General features: G+C 42.7%; 17 protein-coding genes. 9 read left to right on the top strand and 8 right to left on the bottom strand.

The features are described from left to right. Positions 1-119 precede the first annotated feature (119 nt). Entirely contained in the window at positions 120-1523 is a 1404-nt protein-coding gene (locus tag AC6H1S_RS17100; RefSeq protein WP_199136181.1) for an MBL fold metallo-hydrolase RNA specificity domain-containing protein, read from the top strand. A gap of 158 nt (positions 1524-1681) precedes the next feature. Here the strand turns inward: AC6H1S_RS17100 and AC6H1S_RS17095 are convergent, their stop codons facing one another. The 3 genes from AC6H1S_RS17095 to AC6H1S_RS17085 all read right to left on the bottom strand — a co-directional run bounded on the left by AC6H1S_RS17095 (position 1682) and on the right by AC6H1S_RS17085 (position 4282). Then, complete coding sequence (locus AC6H1S_RS17095) at positions 1682-2314, bottom strand: response regulator transcription factor (protein ID WP_199136179.1); 633 nt, start codon at positions 2312-2314, stop codon at positions 1682-1684. 3 nt (positions 2315-2317) lie between these two features. Beyond that, positions 2318-3109: a sensor histidine kinase gene (locus AC6H1S_RS17090; RefSeq protein WP_497564396.1), complete on the bottom strand. Its 792-nt coding sequence runs from the start codon at positions 3107-3109 to the stop codon at positions 2318-2320. Between the two features lie 630 nt (positions 3110-3739). Further along, on the bottom strand, positions 3740-4282 hold the full coding sequence (locus AC6H1S_RS17085; RefSeq protein ID WP_497564395.1) for a hypothetical protein: 543 nt from the start codon (positions 4280-4282) through the stop codon (positions 3740-3742). Positions 4283-4502: 220 nt separating this feature from the next. On the opposite strand from AC6H1S_RS17085, the gene AC6H1S_RS17080 reads away from it, so the two are divergent. From AC6H1S_RS17080 to AC6H1S_RS17060, 5 genes are all read left to right on the top strand, one after another. Continuing rightward, on the top strand, positions 4503-5777 hold the full coding sequence (locus AC6H1S_RS17080; protein ID WP_199136173.1) for a hypothetical protein: 1275 nt from the start codon (positions 4503-4505) through the stop codon (positions 5775-5777). 4 nt (positions 5778-5781) lie between these two features. Then, complete coding sequence (locus AC6H1S_RS17075) at positions 5782-6216, top strand: hypothetical protein (protein WP_199136171.1); 435 nt, start codon at positions 5782-5784, stop codon at positions 6214-6216. A gap of 65 nt (positions 6217-6281) precedes the next feature. Further along, entirely contained in the window at positions 6282-6905 is a 624-nt protein-coding gene (locus AC6H1S_RS17070; protein WP_199136169.1) for a hypothetical protein, read from the top strand. Positions 6906-6962: 57 nt separating this feature from the next. After that, positions 6963-8021 (top strand): hypothetical protein, encoded by a 1059-nt coding sequence (locus tag AC6H1S_RS17065; RefSeq protein ID WP_497564394.1) that lies wholly within the window; start codon positions 6963-6965, stop codon positions 8019-8021. Between the two features lie 6 nt (positions 8022-8027). After that, the gene (locus AC6H1S_RS17060; RefSeq protein WP_199136165.1) at positions 8028-8255 is read left to right on the top strand and encodes a response regulator transcription factor; all 228 of its coding nucleotides are present in this window, start codon (positions 8028-8030) and stop codon (positions 8253-8255) included. A 41-nt stretch (positions 8256-8296) separates the two neighbouring features. On the opposite strand, the gene AC6H1S_RS17055 is transcribed toward AC6H1S_RS17060, so the two are convergent. Then, positions 8297-9877 (bottom strand): M28 family metallopeptidase, encoded by a 1581-nt coding sequence (locus AC6H1S_RS17055; RefSeq protein ID WP_497564393.1) that lies wholly within the window; start codon positions 9875-9877, stop codon positions 8297-8299. 232 nt (positions 9878-10109) lie between these two features. Between AC6H1S_RS17055 and AC6H1S_RS17050 the strand changes: the two genes are divergently transcribed. Continuing rightward, complete coding sequence (locus tag AC6H1S_RS17050; RefSeq protein WP_497564392.1) at positions 10110-11468, top strand: M28 family peptidase; 1359 nt, start codon at positions 10110-10112, stop codon at positions 11466-11468. A gap of 173 nt (positions 11469-11641) precedes the next feature. Here the strand turns inward: AC6H1S_RS17050 and AC6H1S_RS17045 are convergent, their stop codons facing one another. The 4 genes from AC6H1S_RS17045 to AC6H1S_RS17030 form a co-directional block, all read right to left on the bottom strand. Continuing rightward, the gene (locus tag AC6H1S_RS17045; RefSeq protein ID WP_497564391.1) at positions 11642-13705 is read right to left on the bottom strand and encodes a S41 family peptidase; all 2064 of its coding nucleotides are present in this window, start codon (positions 13703-13705) and stop codon (positions 11642-11644) included. A 367-nt stretch (positions 13706-14072) separates the two neighbouring features. Then, positions 14073-14861, bottom strand: coding sequence for an ABC transporter permease (locus tag AC6H1S_RS17040; protein ID WP_497564390.1), 789 nt, complete (start codon positions 14859-14861; stop codon positions 14073-14075). A 4-nt stretch (positions 14862-14865) separates the two neighbouring features. Next, positions 14866-15777, bottom strand: a complete 912-nt coding sequence (locus AC6H1S_RS17035; RefSeq protein WP_199136155.1) for an ABC transporter ATP-binding protein — start codon at positions 15775-15777, stop codon at positions 14866-14868. A 1-nt stretch (position 15778) separates the two neighbouring features. After that, the gene (locus AC6H1S_RS17030) at positions 15779-15955 is read right to left on the bottom strand and encodes a hypothetical protein (RefSeq protein ID WP_199136153.1); all 177 of its coding nucleotides are present in this window, start codon (positions 15953-15955) and stop codon (positions 15779-15781) included. Positions 15956-16177: 222 nt separating this feature from the next. On the opposite strand from AC6H1S_RS17030, the gene AC6H1S_RS17025 reads away from it, so the two are divergent. Both AC6H1S_RS17025 and AC6H1S_RS17020 read left to right on the top strand, forming a co-directional pair. Further along, complete coding sequence (locus AC6H1S_RS17025; protein WP_199136151.1) at positions 16178-17212, top strand: sensor histidine kinase; 1035 nt, start codon at positions 16178-16180, stop codon at positions 17210-17212. Next, the gene (locus AC6H1S_RS17020; RefSeq protein ID WP_497564389.1) at positions 17209-17961 is read left to right on the top strand and encodes a LytR/AlgR family response regulator transcription factor; all 753 of its coding nucleotides are present in this window, start codon (positions 17209-17211) and stop codon (positions 17959-17961) included. Before AC6H1S_RS17025 ends, AC6H1S_RS17020 begins: the two co-directional genes overlap by 4 nt. Positions 17962-17969: the final 8 nt, after the last annotated feature.

The raw sequence follows: 17969 nt of genomic DNA, 5'->3' as shown, positions 1-17969 counted from the left end.
AGCTAAGTCATTTTAAACAACATCTATACTAATTTTAACTAAACTTAAAACTAATATATTAGTTTACAAAACTTTTCGTCTATTATTTTCTAATATTGGAAAAATAATTTACAATTTTTATGAAAATAGCTTTTCATGGCGCGGCCCGTAACGTAACCGGCAGCAAACACCTGGTTACCCTTAACAATGGGATAAAGATATTGTTAGATTGTGGCATGTTTCAGGGCATGGGGCAGGAGACGGAAGAACTGAACGAAAATTTTGGCTTTGACGCCGCTTCGGTCGATTTCCTGGTCCTTTCTCATGCGCATATCGATCATAGCGGACTTATCCCGCGCTTGATTGCCCAAGGTTTTAAGGGCGTGATTTTTGGTACGCAAGCCACCAAAGAGCTGAGCAAGATCTTGTTGCTCGATTCGGCCAAGATACAAGCCGGCGATTTGAAGTATAAGAACAAAAAACTGCAACAAAGGGGCTTGCCTTTAGAACAGCCGCTTTATGAAGAAGAAGACGTGCTTAAAGCCATGGATTATTTTGTGGCGGTTGATTACCACACCGAAACCCGCCTTACCGACGACGTAAGCGTGCAGTTTATTGACGCAGGCCATATCATAGGCAGTGCTTCGGTGCACCTCACCATCCGGGAAAACGGAAAAACAACCAAGCTCAGCTTTAGTGGCGATGTGGGCCAGTATGGCGACTTGTTGCTGAGGGCACCACAGGAATTTCCACAGGCCGATTACATCTTGCTGGAATCTACCTATGGCGACCGTTTGCATAAAGACGCACAGCCCACCAAAGAGGCCCTGCTTAAGGTGATACTCGAAACCTGTGTGCAGAAAAGAGGAAAGGTAATCATTCCGGCATTTAGCGTGGGCCGTACGCAAGAATTGCTTTATATTTTAAACAACCTCGATCTGGAAGGCAAATTGCCGGATGTAAAGGTTTATGTAGATAGCCCGTTGTCGGCTAAGGCTACTCAAATTGTAGAAGAACACGCCGAAGGCTATAATCAGGAGGTGCTCAATGTGCTGAAAGTAGACGACGAACCCTTCGATTTTAAAAACCTGCATTATGTAGAAGATGTAGAAGAATCGAAGGCACTTAATAGCAATCCGGATCCTTGCATCATTATTTCGGCATCAGGCATGGCCGAGGCGGGGAGGGTAAAGCACCATATCAAAAACAATATCGGCAACCAGAAAAATACCATTTTGATGGTGGGATATTGCGAGCCTAATTCGTTGGGCGGACGCCTAAAGAGTGGGGCTAAAGAGGTCAGTATTTTTGGCGAGCGGTTTAAGGTAGTAGCTGATGTAAGCAGCATCCAGTCGATGAGCGCGCACGGCGATTACGAAGACCTGTTGCGCTTTATAGCCAAGCAAGACCCGCAAAAAGTGAAAAAAATATTCCTGGTGCACGGCGATTATGATGTACAACAGATCTTTAGGGAGAAGATATTGGCCAAAGGTTACCAAAGCGTAGAAATTCCAGACAGGCACCAGGAATTTGATTTGGGGTAGTAAAGGCGCCGGAAGGCAGAAGAGCGGAGGAGGCAAGGAGGCTTGCGAAGTTTAAAAAAGGCCCTCAACCTTGACACCGATTCAGGTTCTATTTCGAGCGGGATTCCTGCCTGTTGCAGACAAACCAGCTTGCGTTGGAGATCACGATTTCCTGTAAATTAAATCGTGATCAGCCCATGCTTGATGCCATAAACCACCAGGCCCGTCCTCGATTTGATGTTGAGCTTGGCGAAAAGAGCTTCGCGGTAATTGTCGACGGTGCGCGGACTTACATTCATTAAACTTGCAATTTCCTTATAGGTAAGTTCTGTGCTGCAAAATTGCAGAAAGCTGAGCTCGCGATCGGTAAAAGCAGGTTTGGGTACATCTTGCTTTAGCGAAACCAACAGCCGGCCAGAAACCAGGTCGTTGATAAAGAAGCCTTTTTCGATCATGGTTTTAATGGCCAGCAGCAAATCGCTGGGCTTCGATTCCTTCACCATATAGCCCCCAGCACCCGCTTTAAGCATGCCAATGATTTCTTTTTCCTCGTCGAACATGCTCAGTGCCAGCACGTGGATGCCGGGAAAGTTTTGTTTGAGCCATTTGGTGCTTGCATAGCCATCCATGTGGGGCATGTTAATATCCATCAATACCAGTTGAACCTCGGAATGGCTTTTGATTTTCTCCTGTAGCTCGAGGCCATTGTTGGCTTCAAAAACAACTTCGATTTCGTCGAACTCGGCCAATAGACTGGCTAGTCCTGAGCGGAAGAGCGTGTGGTCGTCAACAATGGCAATACGTGTTTGCATAAATTAGGGATAAGGGATTTCGATGGTAATGGAAGTGCCCATTTTGGGTCCCGAATAGATGTTTATGGTACCGTTGATGAGGGCTATCCTTTTTTGTAGTGAGGCTAATCCCATACCTGGACTGGCTTTTTTCATGCTTTCGTAGTCGAAGCCAATGCCGTCTTCTTTTACGCTAAGCTGCAGCATTCCGTTGTTTAGATTGGCTTCAACGTCAATATGTTTGGCCTGGGCGTGTTTGATGATGTTGTTGAAGATTTCCTGCAAAAGACGCAGTACGATGAGGTCTTTATTTGGCGAATTGAGGTTAAGGCCCGTCAGCTGGTTGTTGAAGTGGAGTTGGTAAGTCCTTGTTCTTTGCAGCCAATCGCATTCCTGCTGCAGGGCATGGCCCAGGCCTAAGGCAACAATTTGCTCGCCATGTAATAGCTTGGCCAGCTCGCGCAGTTCCTGAATGGATTTGTTGACCAATGCAAGCGAATCGTTGACTTTTTTCTCCGCTTTTTGTTGGTTTGCCAGGTTGATAGAGCTGAGCGTAAGCGTGGTGAGGCTTAGCAATTGGCCGATATTGTCGTGCAGGTCGGCGGCAATGGTTTGCATGGTTTGTTCCTGTACCTCGATTTGGGTTTTGAGGAGCTCGGATTCGAATTTTTGGTTCATCGAAAGCTTTTCCTTTGCATGGAGCTTTTTTCGCTGGTTATGGATGATAACCAAGAAAATCAGTCCAACCGCAACAAGAAAGAAAACAAGGGATATTAATATAATTGCCTTGAAAAAGCCCGATCCCTGTAGAGGCATAGAAATGATTTGATCCAACATCCGTACATAATAATATTCAAAAAATTCATGATAACGTACCTTAAAGGAAAATTATTTTTCTTGCTATAGGCAACTATTTCATCGAAAAACGCACTTACGCATGTGCTAGTGGCATAAAAAACAAGACAGCCGGTAACAAACCAAAAAGCAGGTTCTTTTAGAATATCTCGTGGTTCTTCTTCTTGAAATAAACTATAAAAATACAAGATCGACAATACGATCATCACTCCGTTAAATAAGGTGTTTGCTGTAGAAAAAGAAACATTAAAGCCCTTGCTGTTCCAATCCCAAATATAACAGCCGATTAAAAGTAGTAAACATACCCTGCCTACATTTTTAATAAAAGGCAGAGCTATTATTTGATAGAAAATATAAATATGGAATACCATATAGATCAAAAAAAACAGGTTGTACAACCATTGGGTATACAGTCCGAAGTGCAAAACCCTGTTTACAAAGAAACTAAAACTCTCAATGGCTACGGTTATTGCGAGATAAGGGATAAACCACTTCCAAAATTTGGGAGATGCCTGTCTAATCAACAAAATGGATGCGATGAAACACATCCATTCTGCGATTATAGAAAAGGGTATTTTAGCTAGCCACATCTTATGGTTTAGGCTTGTTGTCTATATCATAAATCTCTTCATCTGCGGCATTAAAAGGAGGTGCAATTTCAGCTTGGTCTAGTCCATCTCCGGGGTCTGTTGTTGTAGCTCTTTCGGCACCTACCAATAAAAATTTGCTATCTTTTAGCATATCTTTGAAACCCTTAAACGGTCCAGATAAAACGGTGCTTTCTTTGAGGTCGGTGTTGCAGAGTATGGTCGTAACTTTGTTTAAATAATCTTCTGGTTTTGCTTGTCCGTCAGTTGGGCATGTTCTTTGTATTTTATGTTTGCCCAGATAAATTTTTAGCCCATATTTCTTAATGTGAGATTTGACTTCAGCATCATTATTGATGAGGTCAATGATTTTTTTGGGCAAGACTTCATTCTTTACAAATAATTCGAGCACATCTTCTAATCTAAAATGAGCGTATTTCATTTTTTTCTTTAAGACATTGGCGCCTCTATAGTGCCTCACCATTTGTTTGATGTCATCTTTTTTGATTCCGCCATGAATCGGGTTTTCGAATACTTGTACTAACATAGTTTTAAGGGTTAAATAGCTGGTTTGAGTTTTTTCTAAAATTCATTAATTATCAGCGGATTAGCAACCGTAAAATGTTCTTTCTTTTTACCGTAAAAATACCCTGTTGATTAGGGTGTTTGCGTCTAGCTATGGGTTTGCTGTTCAAGCTAGCTTTGGGTAAACCATAACGTCTTAATCATGGAGCATAGCCTGTTAAGTCGAATTTAATCAAACAGCGATGAACAATATTCAACACACCTTTAACCAATTGGCCGAAGCTAGCCCAATTGCCGAAAATCTATTCATTCCAGAAGGACAAGTGCCCATTTCAATTTCTCAGCCCATCGATGTTGGCGCCGACAGGCTGCTGAGAGACTATCGGAATGCCTGGTTAACTTATCCGCCCTTGGAGCTTGAATACCTCATCCAAACCTTGAACGAACACTTGAACAATTGCGTAGAAATAAGATTAAAAGCCCAAGAACTTGAAATAAAAGCATTTGCCGATGCAAGTGACCAGCTGTTGCAACGAAAGCTCTTAGAAACGCTGCAAAACCAGATTCAGCTTTTTGCCGAAAACGAGCCTAAGTTGCTGGGCAATACCATTAATACAAGATATCTGGCCACACCAACCTCAGGCAGTGTTACCGGCGACCAAACCTCAACCTATTGGAAAGATGTGCTTAAGGAACAGGAATCACAGCTGAAATACAAATTTGAGGATGCCAATAGCAGACTTGCGAGGATGAACGAACAAGGTAGCGGCAACAATTACATTGCTCGGTTCGAATTTTTAAAAAAACTCTTCGAAGTGGATCTGATCGAGGCCTACTGCAGGGCAAGAGCGGCAGCCTTGGGCCTTAAAGCTATTTATCAGGTTGATGTTCCGGTGCCGGATATTACAGACATTGGTTATTTAGATCAGCTGATACTTTGGGCAAGAAAAGCAACCTACGAACTGGAAAAGAAAATGTTTTTTGTGAGGGAAGCTACGGTTTTCTTCGCTTTAAACGATGGTTCTACGGGTGCTCCCGCTGGTGCGCCACCGGTTTACGATAGTCCGCGTATCATGACTTTAGATGCCTTTAGGGTAGCCAGAAGCGGTGGTACCTTTACTTTTAACTTGTCAGATGATTTCTTTAAACGCCTTAACCTCAAATTAAACAATCCACGTCTAAAAGGCATAGATGTAAGCGTGGTGCCAAATGATACCAAGCAACCGTTGCAGTTTTGGCGTGTCTTTGTTAAGCCCCCAGTTAAAAAAATAATAGTTGCCACAGGGGTGCAGCCCTATGCCTATGAGGCCAATGTATTTGTGCCGGCAGCTACCTATATCGCCCACGCAGCCGAACTGGGTGTAGTGCCTAACCAACGCGAGGTAAATAATGTGAGTCCTATTGGCGAGTGGACAATCAGAATAGAACCTAAGAGCATATTCGGCAATATTGACACCAACAACGACTATGTAGATAATTTATTGGTGCGCATGCGTATCGCTTACGATAAAGAATAAAGAGATGAAAACAACAGACGAATATAGTGGACAATTTGCCATTAGAGCCAGTGACAATACCGTACTGGCTTTGGTAAGTGCGAGCCCTGAACCACTGATCTCTTCGGAAACCTGGCATGCCTGGGGCGAAAAATTCGAAGCCGGAGAAAAAGCGTTTACCGTGGTGGCGGGCCTCGCCGCTGTAACCGGGGCCGAACCTATGGCGCTTGCTGCCGGTGCAACTGCTGCGGTGGCCACCGTTGCTGCCGAAATAGCCAAACAACAAGAAGCGGCGGCAAAAGCCCAAGAGAAAGCAAACGCTGATAAGAAGGCGTTCGAGAAGCAGCTGCGCGATAGCATGGATAGAGCAATGAGAGATCATAGCGACAGAATGAGCAGAGGAGATTATAGAGATCCGCCAAGTAGGGAGCGAATGGCAGAAATAGGCAGAATGGCATAAACTTTTAAAACTAATTTATATTACAAATGGCAACAACTGGAATAGTACCTCATACAAAGCCTCAAATGTCTAAAGAAGAGCTATTGAGTTTTATTCGCGAAAGCGGCTCTTCTATTGATACTCAAACACACCCTTTATGGATTATCGGAATAAGAGGCTATTACTTGAATACCATGGGCGAAGCAGGTAAAGATGATCGAGGAATTTATGATGATGCCCTATTTATTTATTCCGAACCCGTATTTCGATCATTCAACGCAAATACTAACCCTGCTAACTATGCAAACGCTTCTTTTAGGAGAGAGGGCTCAGGTTTTGGTGGCAATAAAGGTTTCGCTACATTAAACACTGGCTTGTGGATCGTATATAAATTCGATAACCATGTGCCACAGAGTGGCGGAGAACCTTATTTGGCCCTTTGCCAAAGAGGCAGGCCCGTTAAGGTTACTAGAGATGGATACAATGGAAACGATTATCCAGACGAAGGACAATTTGGTATTAACATTCACAGAGGGGGCTATACCAAAGTTTCGAGTGTCGGCTGCCAAACCATCCACCCCGATCAGTGGGATGGAAGCAGCGGTTTCATCACTGTAGCCAAAACCTTAGCCGTTGATTTTTTTGAAGATCAGTGGAGGCACACTTATATCCCTTATTTATTGATAGACATGCCAAATACCAATCGTTAAACCTTCGAGTGAACGGGTTGGTAAACAAGAATATTAATCATTAAACACCAAACAATCATGAACAGCTATTTGGAAACGGGCATCGCTATTATCTTAATCTTTTTTATTTTTAGTGTTGTAACCTACGTTATTCAAGAATTAATTGCGGTTAATTTAAAATATCGCTCAAAAATGCTCCAGTATGCACTTGAGCAATTAATGGATGGTGATACAAATAGGAGCTTAGCGGCTAGTTTATTCGATCATCCGCAGCTCAAGAGACTAAAAGAAAATTCCCAAAAATTACCTTCCTATATTCCAGCTACAAATTTCGCACTGGCAATTATTGATATTGTTGCAGAAAAGGGGGGCAAAAGAACTACAGATGCGTTGGCAGATTTTAAGAACGGTCTCCTCATCCTGCAGAGTTCGAATAACGATTTGTGTAAGTTGTTAAGCAGTTTATCAGGAACTTCAAAAGATATCCAACAACTACAAGCTGCTGTTGAAAAATGGTTTAATGAATACATGGAAAGAGTAAGTGGCTGGTATAAGAATAAATATAGGTGGATTACAAGAATAATAGCCATTTGTATAACCCTGATATTTAATTTGAACATGGTGAAGATTGCCCAAACCATACATAATGATCCGATATTGAAGGAAACTTTAGTCTCAACTGCCGAAAAAATGATAGACCAACCAGCAGTAGTTAAAAATTATTATGCAAGTAAAGTAGACTCTGCTTTTAAAGGTATCGATCAAAAATACAATACGATCTTAAAAGATACAGCCACAAAAAAGATGAATGTCGATTCTCTAAAAAAAGCAATGGATTCCGAAAAATATATCGCGTTTAAAAAATACAACACAGAACAATATCGATTTGCGAGTTCGTTGATTAAGAATATATCAAGTGATAAGTTGATCTTCGGCTGGGAAGGAAACCCTTTGAAGATAGTAGATGAAAAAAGTAACAAATGGAGATTTGTTACTTTTTTAGAGGGTTCGGTCATGATTTTAGGCTTGTTTATTGGAGCCGTTGGGATTTCGATGGGGGGTCCGTTTTGGTTCGAAATCATGACAAAGTTGGTTAATGTGAGAAGAGCTGGTCCAAAACCCAAAGAAAATAGCTAATCTGTTATGACCATTAACTTTTCATCTCGAGCCCAGCAAGGAATCAGCCAGCGTGAACTCGAAATCCTGCATTTGCTCTGCATGGGCTATAACAGCAGGCAGATTGGCGACAGGCTTTTTATCAGCGAGTTTACGGTGCAAACCCACCGGCGCAACATGGTCAAGAAGCTAGGCCTGAAAAACTCGCACCAAATGATTGTGTGGGCATTTAAAGAAAGGATATTCTCCGTATAACAAAAAAGCTCCGAATTAACTTCGGAGCTTTTTTGTTATAATTATTGACGCGGAGGCTGTGGTTTAGGCATTTCCTTGCGTGGCAATTTCTCGGCACGCTCAGAAGTATGGTAAACGAACGAAGCCACAATGGTAGCCGATTTTTTCAAATCATCTTCTACCAAACGGTCAAAAACATCTTGATTAGAGTGGTGGGTACGGGTGTTGTAGTCCATCGGGTCTTGAATAAACTGGAAGCCCGGTAAACCTACGCCATCAAAGGCCTGGTGGTCGGTACCGCCAGTATTGTTAATGGTAATGGTTTTGGCGCCTAAATCTTCGAAAGGTGTTAGCCAGCTTTGGAAAATGTCTTTCACGGCTGCATTGCCTTGCAAATAAACGCCGCGGATGGTTCCGGTACCATTGTCTAAGTTGTAGTAGGCACTTAGTTTGGCATGTTCAGGTTTTGGAGCCATGTCGGTAGGATCGGCAAAATGCTCTTTTACATAGCCTCTTGAACCAAATAAGCCCTGCTCTTCAGAGCTCCACAAAGCAATACGGATGGTACGTTTAGGTTTAAAATCGATGGCTTTCAAGATACGCATGGCTTCGATCATCACGGTAGAACCGGCGGCGTTGTCTGTAGCGCCAGTGCCCGAGTGCCATGAATCATAATGGCCGCCAATCATCACCACTTCGTCTTTCAATTTAGGGTCTGTACCCGGAATTTCGCCAATTACGTTGTAGCCTTTAGGATCTTTGTCGTAGAACGAAGTTTTTACTTCTGCTTCTATCTCAACCTTTTCGCCGCCACGCAACAAACGCAAAATGTGCAGGTAGTCTTCGCTGCTTACTTCTAGTTCAGGCGATACCGGTTTCGCATCCAGTTTGTAAGAAGCGCCGTTGCTGGTAAAGAAGGTTCCATAGCTGCCACGGGCATAAGTTAATTTTAGCCCGATTTTTTCGGCCAAAAGCATGCTGTCAATCGCTGCTCTGGTAGCTGCCATTTTCATCATCATGGCCCTTTGGTTATTGCCTCCAGCTTGGCCAGGGCGGCCACCTTGACGGGCGCCACCGTCTTGTGGAGTAGCTGCAGCCATTTTATTTAACACTTCGTCGGTAAAACGAACCACGTCTAGCGTGTAAGAGTTTTTCAACGGTTGTACCAAGGCAGATTCAACCATCACGATTTTGCCTTTCAGTTTGCCTTTGTATTTGGCTAGATCGGTAACGGTATCGGCCTTGATCAAAATTACTTCAGATTTGATCGGGCCATTGGTTCCCGGGGTCCATGCTTTTGGCGAAGCAATAATCGGACGGTAAAAAGGCAAGGTTGTAGCGGCATAGTATTTGTCTACCTGCCAGCCTTTGCCAAATTCGCCCCAAGCTTCCAGGTGCACGTTTTTAAGGCCAATTTCATTGAAATATTTAACCGCCCAATCTTGTGCTCTTTTCAGGCCCGGAGAATTTGACAAACGAGGTCCAGCTACATCGGTAATATGGTAGGCAATATCCATAGCCTTAGATTTATCTAAGCCTTCGGCTCTGATTTTTTGCACGGCAGCCGAGTTTACAGGCTCTTGCGCAAAAGCAGAAAAGCAAAGGCCTAGGGCCAATGCGCTCATCGTAAAATTTTTCATCATAATGTTAGTTTAAGTTAACAAAGGTGAATTTACAGTTAAAGCGAAATACATGGGGCTACCTATTCAGATTTTTACATGAGGTGACGCTTGCATAGTTTTTAGAGCTTTGCAGGTTTAGTCGTTAACATATCAACTGATAGATTGCTTCAAACTAAGTATCATTATTATTGATAGAGGATAACAAAATCGGAAATAATTGTAACTTCCAGTTAAGATATTAATTACGCTTATCATGATTAAAAAATATTGTAGCTCCTTGCTCTTTATCGCTTTGCTTTTCTCAGGCAAGTTGCAGGCACAAAAAACAGAAAATCGCGACCCAAACATCAGCGCTATGCTAACCGAGGTTTCTGCGGCTAACCTAGAGCAGCTGGTCAAAAAACTGGTGTCCTTTCAAACCAGACACACCCTAAGCGATACCACGAGCAAAACCACAGGTATCGGGGCGGCAAGGGCTTGGATCAAAAGCGAATTCGAAAAATATGGCGTTGCCAGTGGCGGAAGATTACAAGTCTCGTATGATAGTTTTGTGCAAGCCGCCGATGGCCGAAGGATTAAAGAGCCTACCGTACTTAAAAATGTAGTGGCTATTTTGCCGGGAACAGACCTGAACGATAAACGTATGCTTATGGTTTCAGGGCATTACGATTCGCGGGTAACTGATGTGATGAACATCAAGGATTTTGCCCCTGGCGCCAACGACGATGCTTCGGGTACGGCCGCGGTAATGGAAATGTGCCGGGTAATGAGTAAGCAAAAATTTAGTGCCACTTTGGTTTTTGTAGCCATGGTGGGCGAAGAACAAGGCTTGTATGGCGCCACCAATCTGGCCAAAAGGGCAAAGGAAGAGGGCTGGAATGTACACCTGTTGATGAACAACGATATCGTAGGCAATTCTTATGGCATGGAAACCGATATTAAAGACAACACAAGCGTAAGGGTATTTAGCGAAGGTGTTTCTCCGATAGAAACCAAGGAGCAAGCTGCTGCGCGCCAATCGGCAGGCACAGAAAACGATGGGAAGGCCCGCCAGGCCGCCAGGTACATTAAAGAAGTAGCCGAAAGGTATGTAGACCAGCTAAACGTGAAACTGATTTACCGCAGAGATCGGTTTTTACGTGGTGGCGATCATACGCCTTTCTCGCAACAGGGTTTTACGGCTGTGCGCATTACAGAAATGAACGAAGATTTTAACCGCCAGCACCAGGACGTAAGAACCGAAAACGGTTTTAAATATGGCGATCTGCCCGAATATGTAGATTATAACTATCTGCAAAAAGTAACTCGGATGAACCTGTCGGTAATGGCCAATTTGGCTTTGGCTACACAAGATCCAGAAAACGTGGTGGTTCTAACTTCCGGCCTAACCAATAAAACAGCCCTGAAATGGGAGGCGCCTAAGGGCAAGGCTCCTGCAGGTTATTATGTGCTGATGCGCGAAACCACCAGTCCGTTTTGGGAGCGCAAGTTTTTTGTAAAGGAAACTTCGGCCACTTTACCTTATTCTAAAGACAACTACTTTTTTGGCGTACAATCGGTAGACGAAGCGGGGCACGAGAGCTTGGTGGTTACGCCGAGGCCAGGCAGATAAAATATGCTCTAGTTGGTGTCTGCGCCAACATAAGAATATAGGTTTGGCCACAGATTAATAGATTTTTGATTCATCAATCAGTTGAGCTGTGGCTTTAATTATTGCTGGTATTCTTCAGCAATAATACCAATTGCTATAAACAGTTGATGAAGAACACCAGCTGTAGCGATGGTTTACCAGCCTTTTTCCAAAAGAGAAACTGCTTTTTCCAGCAGCTCGTCCCTACCTTCGGTTATGCCTTTTACCGTTGGCTTAATCGGGTAATCTATTTTAACGCCCACTCTTTGTGTAGGTTTGCCATCTGGATAGAAAACGCCTATTCCAGAAATCCACGAAGAAATTCCGCCAGGCAAAATAATGGTAGAAACATTACCGTCTGCCCCAGCAGTTTGGCTGCCAACTACCTTAACATTGGGCGAACTTTGAAAAGCCATGGTCGTATATTCGGCTTGGCTTTGGCTTTCTGCATTTACAATTACAATGATTTTGCCTTTGTAGGCATCTTTATTTCCGCCGTTCATCAGGTTTTCGCCCATAACAAAAGTGCCCGGATGAGCAACACTTCCAGTAGTAAACTTTACAAAAGGTGTTTTGTCTTGCTTGATATATTCGCCAAAGGTGAAAGGCATAAATTCTGATGGGTAGCAGCGCATATCAACAACTATTCCCTTCGTGTTTTCGAAAAGCTTTTTGATGGCCGGCAAATCGGCATTTTTATATTTCCCAGGATAAACGTAGCCAATTTTATCATTTAACAAATGATAGCCCGTTGCTTTGGTATAATCTATGTTTTTATAAGAAAAACGAACACTTATCATGGGTACATCGAAATTAAAGGTGCCTTTTTCATTTTTGAATCCCAGGGTCATAGACGCACTATTTGTTCGCAGCAAGAAAGTATTTGGCAAATCCCTCAATTGGGTATCGTAATTAGAAGCAGCAGTAATTGGCAAAAACTGTTTAACAAGATCTTCCACTTTTTTGCCATTGATGGTCAAAATTTCATCTCCAACCTTTACCTTGTTTTTAACATCCAAAGTATCCACATAAAAGCCACTCACAATTAATTTGTTTTCTATAAATTTGGCTTTAAAAGGAGCGGTATTCATGCCTTTATATTTATCCAAAACTCCATTGCTGTTCCACAGATTGGCGTGTGTGTCACTTATTTTTGCAATTAATTTTAATGCAGCCAGGTTGTAGGCCAGTTCATTTTCTGCTGCGATAAACTGGGGAACAAAATCATAGAGTACTTTATTCCAATCTTCATCAATCTGGTTTTTATAAGGGAAAAAATAATTGATCATGTTCCAGTACCTGTATAAACTTAAAATGCGGTAGCCGGCATCAGGATATTTCATGGAGGCATAAGCCATTTCGTTCTGGAACTTTGGATGGCCAACGCCTTCGTTCATGGCAATGTAATAGCTCTCCTTGATATTGGCATTTTTTAGGATAAAACCGATCTTCTTGGTTAGCGATGGGCTCAATATCTTGCCGGTTAACAGCTCGCCATAATTTGGTTTGGAAGTGCTTGCCTGATTATTGTTGTTGCAAGATGTACAAGCCTCAACTTGAGGTAATTTGTCCAGTTGCTTTTCTAGCGCAGTGCTCAGCGCCGCATTGTTATTGGCTGCAATCACCGAGGGCAGAAACCTGAACAGTTCGGCATCCCAATTGTAATCGCCCTTGGCTATAGCAGGATGATGGTATTTTAGAAAACCCCAAAACTGTGCGGCAACTGCAATATTTGAGACTTGTTGTTTGGTTGGAACAAATGGCTGGATGGCTGAACCTTTGCTAAATTCATTGTCTTTTTCTGCAAGGGTAAGGGTTTTGGGCGATAAGGTTTCAATCTTTTTTTCGTCAATATATACCTGCAGGTCATCAAACCAGACCTTGCCATCTCCAGCCAATAGGCCACCGATTGCAATGCTTTTCACTTCGTCGCCATACGCCAGCCTGATATGGTATTGCTTCCAGTCGTTGGTTCCCCTTATGCCCTGCTTCTCCATGTTGTCTATTTTGATGATCGACCCGTCTTCGCCATCTAATCTCATCCATAAGCCTGCATAGCCATTGGCCACGTTTTCGGTTTTCATGGAACCGACCAGGTCAATTGTACTGCCCTTGAATTTTTTGGCAATCGTATAGCCAATTACGCCATATTCAGAGCCAGCTTCCTTTTTTTCGAGCAAAACACTATATTTTCCTTTCTTTTTAATAACGCTGTCCAACTTGGGAGGGTAGGCCTTCTCCATTGCCTGACTGAACCCAAAAGTCCATCCAACAGGCCTATTTGTTTTTAGATCGATTTTCTCAAAACCTCCATTAAACTCAGTCTGCGCATTACAGCTATAAATCAACGTTAAAAGGAATCCTGTTAAAAGTAGGAATTGTCTGTGCATCTATAGTTAGGTTTGTTGCTACGAAACTAATTGTTTTCTTTAAAAGAAGTTGTTAAATATTGTTAACCAGGATTTTGGACTGCTTGGCTGGGTAGATTCCAAAAAAGCAAGAAGGCAACATCCATTGCCTTCTTGCTAAACTAAAAACTAAACTAAACTAAAGTCTTGATGTGGCCGATGCACGCATCAGCCTATCTTATTTGATGGTTTTTCGGGCCACCATGAAATATCCTATAATAAATACCGCTACCCCGCAAATCAAACTGTTGTAAATAGCCTGGTCAAAAATGGCGATCTTATCTATCCCGCCTTTGGATTGCATGATGTTCTGCACGGTTAGATTTGGGTAGGCATAAGGAAAGAAATTCACGTAATCCCATTTCAGTTGAGAAGTAATGATCCCTAAAATGGTGAGTACAAAGCCGATGCCAAAAGGCTTCAGGAAGTCGTTCCACATCAGGTTCATTAAAAACTGGATAGAAATGATGCCGATGGAAGACAAGAACAGTTTGGTGAAAAACTTAAAGATAAGCTCGTTCGGATTGTAGGCGCTAAATTTTAACTGGGGTTTCAAGAACTCGATGCCGTGTCCGGTTGCTATGATGAGCAAGCTGAACAGTGCCATGGTCAAGAAAGTAAGAAAAACAATATAAAGGTACTTGCTGGCATAAATCGATAGCTTCGGTAATGGCAAAGAAAAGAGGCTTTTCCAAGTATCGCCTTTATATTCCATGTTGGTAATGGAATAGGTATTGTAAATAACCAATACCGGCAAAAGCAATACGCCCATTACGCCAATGATGGCCGATATATACCTGAACCAAAGCAAAGGAGCGGGGTCGTTAACCAATTTGTCGGCCTTGGCAACAAAACCCCAGCTGATCAGTACGCAGATGAGCACAGGCAATAAAACCGCACTCCAAAAAGCCAATGTCTTTCTCGACTTATAAAATTCTGAGGATAAGGATACAAAAAATGAGCGCATGATATTAATTTTTTGAAGTGATGTCTAAGAATAAATGTTCGAGGTCTTTACGCTCTTTGGCCAAGCTGTAAACGGTTAAGCCATGCTGTACCAGCAAAGTGTTGATGTGGCCCATGTCTTCCCTGTTTTTAAAAGCTATGGCAATGCTGTGTTCGTCGTGCTGTACAATTTCAACTCCGGTGCTGGCTAACAGTTGAACAGCTTTGGCCTGGTCGTTGGTTTCGATCTTAACAGATACCTTGCTCAGGTCTTGAAGTTCGCTGATGGTACCCTGAAAAAGGAGCTCACCCTTATTGATAATGCCCACGTGAGTGGCAGTTCTTTCTATCTCGGCCAATAAATGGCTCGATACCAAGATGGTTTTGTTGTGCTTGGCGGTTAATTCGATCATCAGGTTTCTGATTTCGATAATGCCGTTCGGGTCTAAACCGTTAGTAGGCTCGTCGAGCAACAAAAGCTCAGGGTCTGAAACCAAGGCCAAGGCAATACCCAAGCGCTGTTTCATGCCTAACGAATATTTGCCCGCTTTTTTGTTGGCCGCATCTTTAAGTCCAACCAATTCCAACATTTCGTCGCATTTGCTTTTCCTGATACCCAGCAACAGGCAACGGTTAACCAGGTTTTCTTTGCCGGTTAAGTGGCCGTAAATGGCAGGCTGTTCTACCAGGGCACCCATGCGCTTAAGGCTGGCTATGCGGTTGCTGTTGATTTCCTTGCCAAAAATAAATACCTGATCGGCAGGAGATTTGAGCAGGTTGAGCAGGATTTTTATGGTTGTGGTCTTTCCTGCGCCATTTGGGCCCAAGAAACCATAAATGCTTCCTTTCGGAACTTGTAGCGACAAATCCTTAACCACGGTTTGTGCACCGAAGTTATAGGTAAGGCCAACTGTTTCTATAGCGTAGCTGTTCTCCATCTTATTTTACGATTGCAGTTGCCGCTTTGATGAGGTTACCTGTAGTGCCTGTAGTTTTAGCCGCAAGCTCTTCGTCTTGGCTGTTGCCCATGTTGTTGGTTGCAAAAGCCAATACCATCATCAAGAAAACTGGTACTAATAAAAGTAAGAATGGCGATACGTTTGATAACTTTTTCATGTTCGTTTTGTTTTGTTGAAACAAATAGAATAATTAAAAAAATGCTGCTAAAATGTTTTAGACCAAGCGCAAAATATTCTCGATAAACGCCTAAAAAGGATAGTTTTGCCGGTAATTGATTATTTTAGCCTATTGGTAGAAAAAAAATGCCAGTTCGTCGAAAGTAAGGGCCCAAAACAAATGAAATAGTTACTTTGGATAGATATAAAAGCATCAAATGGCATGAAAAATAAAAGTGCAATTATTATTAATTCCATATTCTGGTCTGGTATCATAGGCCTTACTGTGCTTGGATTATACGGAAATAGGGATAAGCTTACACTTCATGAATTTCTGGTCAACCATCTGGCCTTCCTGATCATCAACATCTCGCTCTATTTTATCAACTACCTGATTTTGATACCCAGCTTTACCAAACGCAAACAAAGGGCATGGCTTTATGTATTTGCGGTTTTAGGACTTTTGCTGGTTACGGTAGCCATCAAATTTGGCCTTGCCGTTATGTATAGGGAAGAGGTGCTGAGGTTTGCCGAACGGGGTGCCAAAGAGATGGAATACCAGTCTTACGACCATTTTATTGTTCAGGCCCTATTCACCAGCGGCTTTTATTTGGTAATGAGTTCGCTGCTTAAATTTGCTGCCGACTGGTTTTCGAGCCAGCGCATCCAGTCGAACTTGGAGAGCGAAAAGAAAAACATGGAATTGCAGTTTCTCAAATCGCAGCTTAACCCGCACTTCTTGTTCAATTCATTAAATAATATCTATTCGCTGGCCTACCAGAAATCAGACAAAACCGCCGATGCCATTTTAAAGCTCTCGGAAATCATGCGTTATATGATTTACGAAAGCAACGACAGCTGGGTGAGTCTCAACAAGGAGGTCGAATACGTACAGAGCTTTGTTGAATTGCAGAAACTGCGCTTTAAAGATGGCGCGGCTGTAGAAATCAGCATTAACGGAGAGATTGATGGACAAAAAATAGTGCCACTGATTTTGATTTCCTTTGTCGAAAATGCCTTTAAACACGGCGTGGCCAACGATCCCGAAGATCCAATCAAGATCAATATCATCGCCAACCAAAAAATACTGCACTTTAGCGTAACCAACAAAAAGAGCAAAACCAATAAAGATGCCATGGGTGGCGTAGGCCTGAACAACGTAGAGCGAAGATTGCAACTGCTCTATCCCGAAAGGTATAAATTAAATATTGTAAATTCGGCTACCCATTACACAACCGAACTGATGCTAGACTTATGATTTTAAAATGTATTGCTGTTGACGATGAGCCTTTAGCGCTCGATATTATTGAAGATTACGTTTCGAAGGTGCCCTTTTTGCAACTGGTTAAACGTACCGAAAATGCCATCGAAGCTTTGCAACTGGTACAGGCTGGAGGCATTGATTTGGTGTTTTTGGATATCCAGATGCCTGATTTAACGGGTATTCAGTTTTTGAAGATAGCGGGCGAGAAATCTAATTTTATCCTCACCACGGCTTATTCGCAATATGCTCTGGAAAGCTACGACCTTAACGTGTCTGATTACCTGCTTAAGCCTATTGCTTTCGACCGTTTTTACAAAGCGGTAGAAAAAGTACACAAAAGTCTGCAACGGTCTGAAACAGTACCTGCTCCAGTGCCCGAACCCGTACCCGCGCCAAGCGCCGCCAGCAACGGTAATGGGCCTGTACAAGATTTTATCTTTGTGAAAACAGAACATAAAATCCAAAAAATCCAACTCGACGATATCCTGTACATTGAAGGGCTAAAAGACTACATTTCTATTTTTACCAGAACCGAACGTGTGATTACCTTGCAGAACATGAAAAAAATGGAAGAAACCCTGCCCAAGGGCGAATTTATCCGTGTGCATAAATCATATATCATTTCGCTCGACAAGATCGAAAGCATTGAACGAAGCCGGATTTCGATCGCTTCTAAAATCATCCCGATTGGCGATACCTACCGCGACGAATTTTTTAAATTGATTGACGGCAGGAATATCTAACTAGCGCA

The organism is Pedobacter sp. TM02 (assembly GCF_059705275.1).
Note: the sequence above shows the minus strand (reverse complement) of the source record. Positions and strands in the feature narration are given on the sequence as shown.

What these genes read in the sequence shown, in the direction of transcription:
- AC6H1S_RS17100 (WP_199136181.1), top strand. Translation starts at nt 120, where the DNA reads ATGAAAATAGCTTTTCATGGCGCGGCCCGTAACGTAACCGGCAGCAAA.
- AC6H1S_RS17095 (WP_199136179.1), bottom strand. Translation starts at nt 2,314, where the DNA reads ATGCAAACACGTATTGCCATTGTTGACGACCACACGCTCTTCCGCTCA.
- AC6H1S_RS17090 (WP_497564396.1), bottom strand. Translation starts at nt 3,109, where the DNA reads ATGCCTCTACAGGGATCGGGCTTTTTCAAGGCAATTATATTAATATCC.
- AC6H1S_RS17085 (WP_497564395.1), bottom strand. Translation starts at nt 4,282, where the DNA reads ATGTTAGTACAAGTATTCGAAAACCCGATTCATGGCGGAATCAAAAAA.
- AC6H1S_RS17080 (WP_199136173.1), top strand. Translation starts at nt 4,503, where the DNA reads ATGAACAATATTCAACACACCTTTAACCAATTGGCCGAAGCTAGCCCA.
- AC6H1S_RS17075 (WP_199136171.1), top strand. Translation starts at nt 5,782, where the DNA reads ATGAAAACAACAGACGAATATAGTGGACAATTTGCCATTAGAGCCAGT.
- AC6H1S_RS17070 (WP_199136169.1), top strand. Translation starts at nt 6,282, where the DNA reads ATGTCTAAAGAAGAGCTATTGAGTTTTATTCGCGAAAGCGGCTCTTCT.
- AC6H1S_RS17065 (WP_497564394.1), top strand. Translation starts at nt 6,963, where the DNA reads ATGAACAGCTATTTGGAAACGGGCATCGCTATTATCTTAATCTTTTTT.
- AC6H1S_RS17060 (WP_199136165.1), top strand. Translation starts at nt 8,028, where the DNA reads ATGACCATTAACTTTTCATCTCGAGCCCAGCAAGGAATCAGCCAGCGT.
- AC6H1S_RS17055 (WP_497564393.1), bottom strand. Translation starts at nt 9,877, where the DNA reads ATGATGAAAAATTTTACGATGAGCGCATTGGCCCTAGGCCTTTGCTTT.
- AC6H1S_RS17050 (WP_497564392.1), top strand. Translation starts at nt 10,110, where the DNA reads ATGATTAAAAAATATTGTAGCTCCTTGCTCTTTATCGCTTTGCTTTTC.
- AC6H1S_RS17040 (WP_497564390.1), bottom strand. Translation starts at nt 14,861, where the DNA reads ATGCGCTCATTTTTTGTATCCTTATCCTCAGAATTTTATAAGTCGAGA.
- AC6H1S_RS17035 (WP_199136155.1), bottom strand. Translation starts at nt 15,777, where the DNA reads ATGGAGAACAGCTACGCTATAGAAACAGTTGGCCTTACCTATAACTTC.
- AC6H1S_RS17030 (WP_199136153.1), bottom strand. Translation starts at nt 15,955, where the DNA reads ATGAAAAAGTTATCAAACGTATCGCCATTCTTACTTTTATTAGTACCA.
- AC6H1S_RS17025 (WP_199136151.1), top strand. Translation starts at nt 16,178, where the DNA reads ATGAAAAATAAAAGTGCAATTATTATTAATTCCATATTCTGGTCTGGT.
- AC6H1S_RS17020 (WP_497564389.1), top strand. Translation starts at nt 17,209, where the DNA reads ATGATTTTAAAATGTATTGCTGTTGACGATGAGCCTTTAGCGCTCGAT.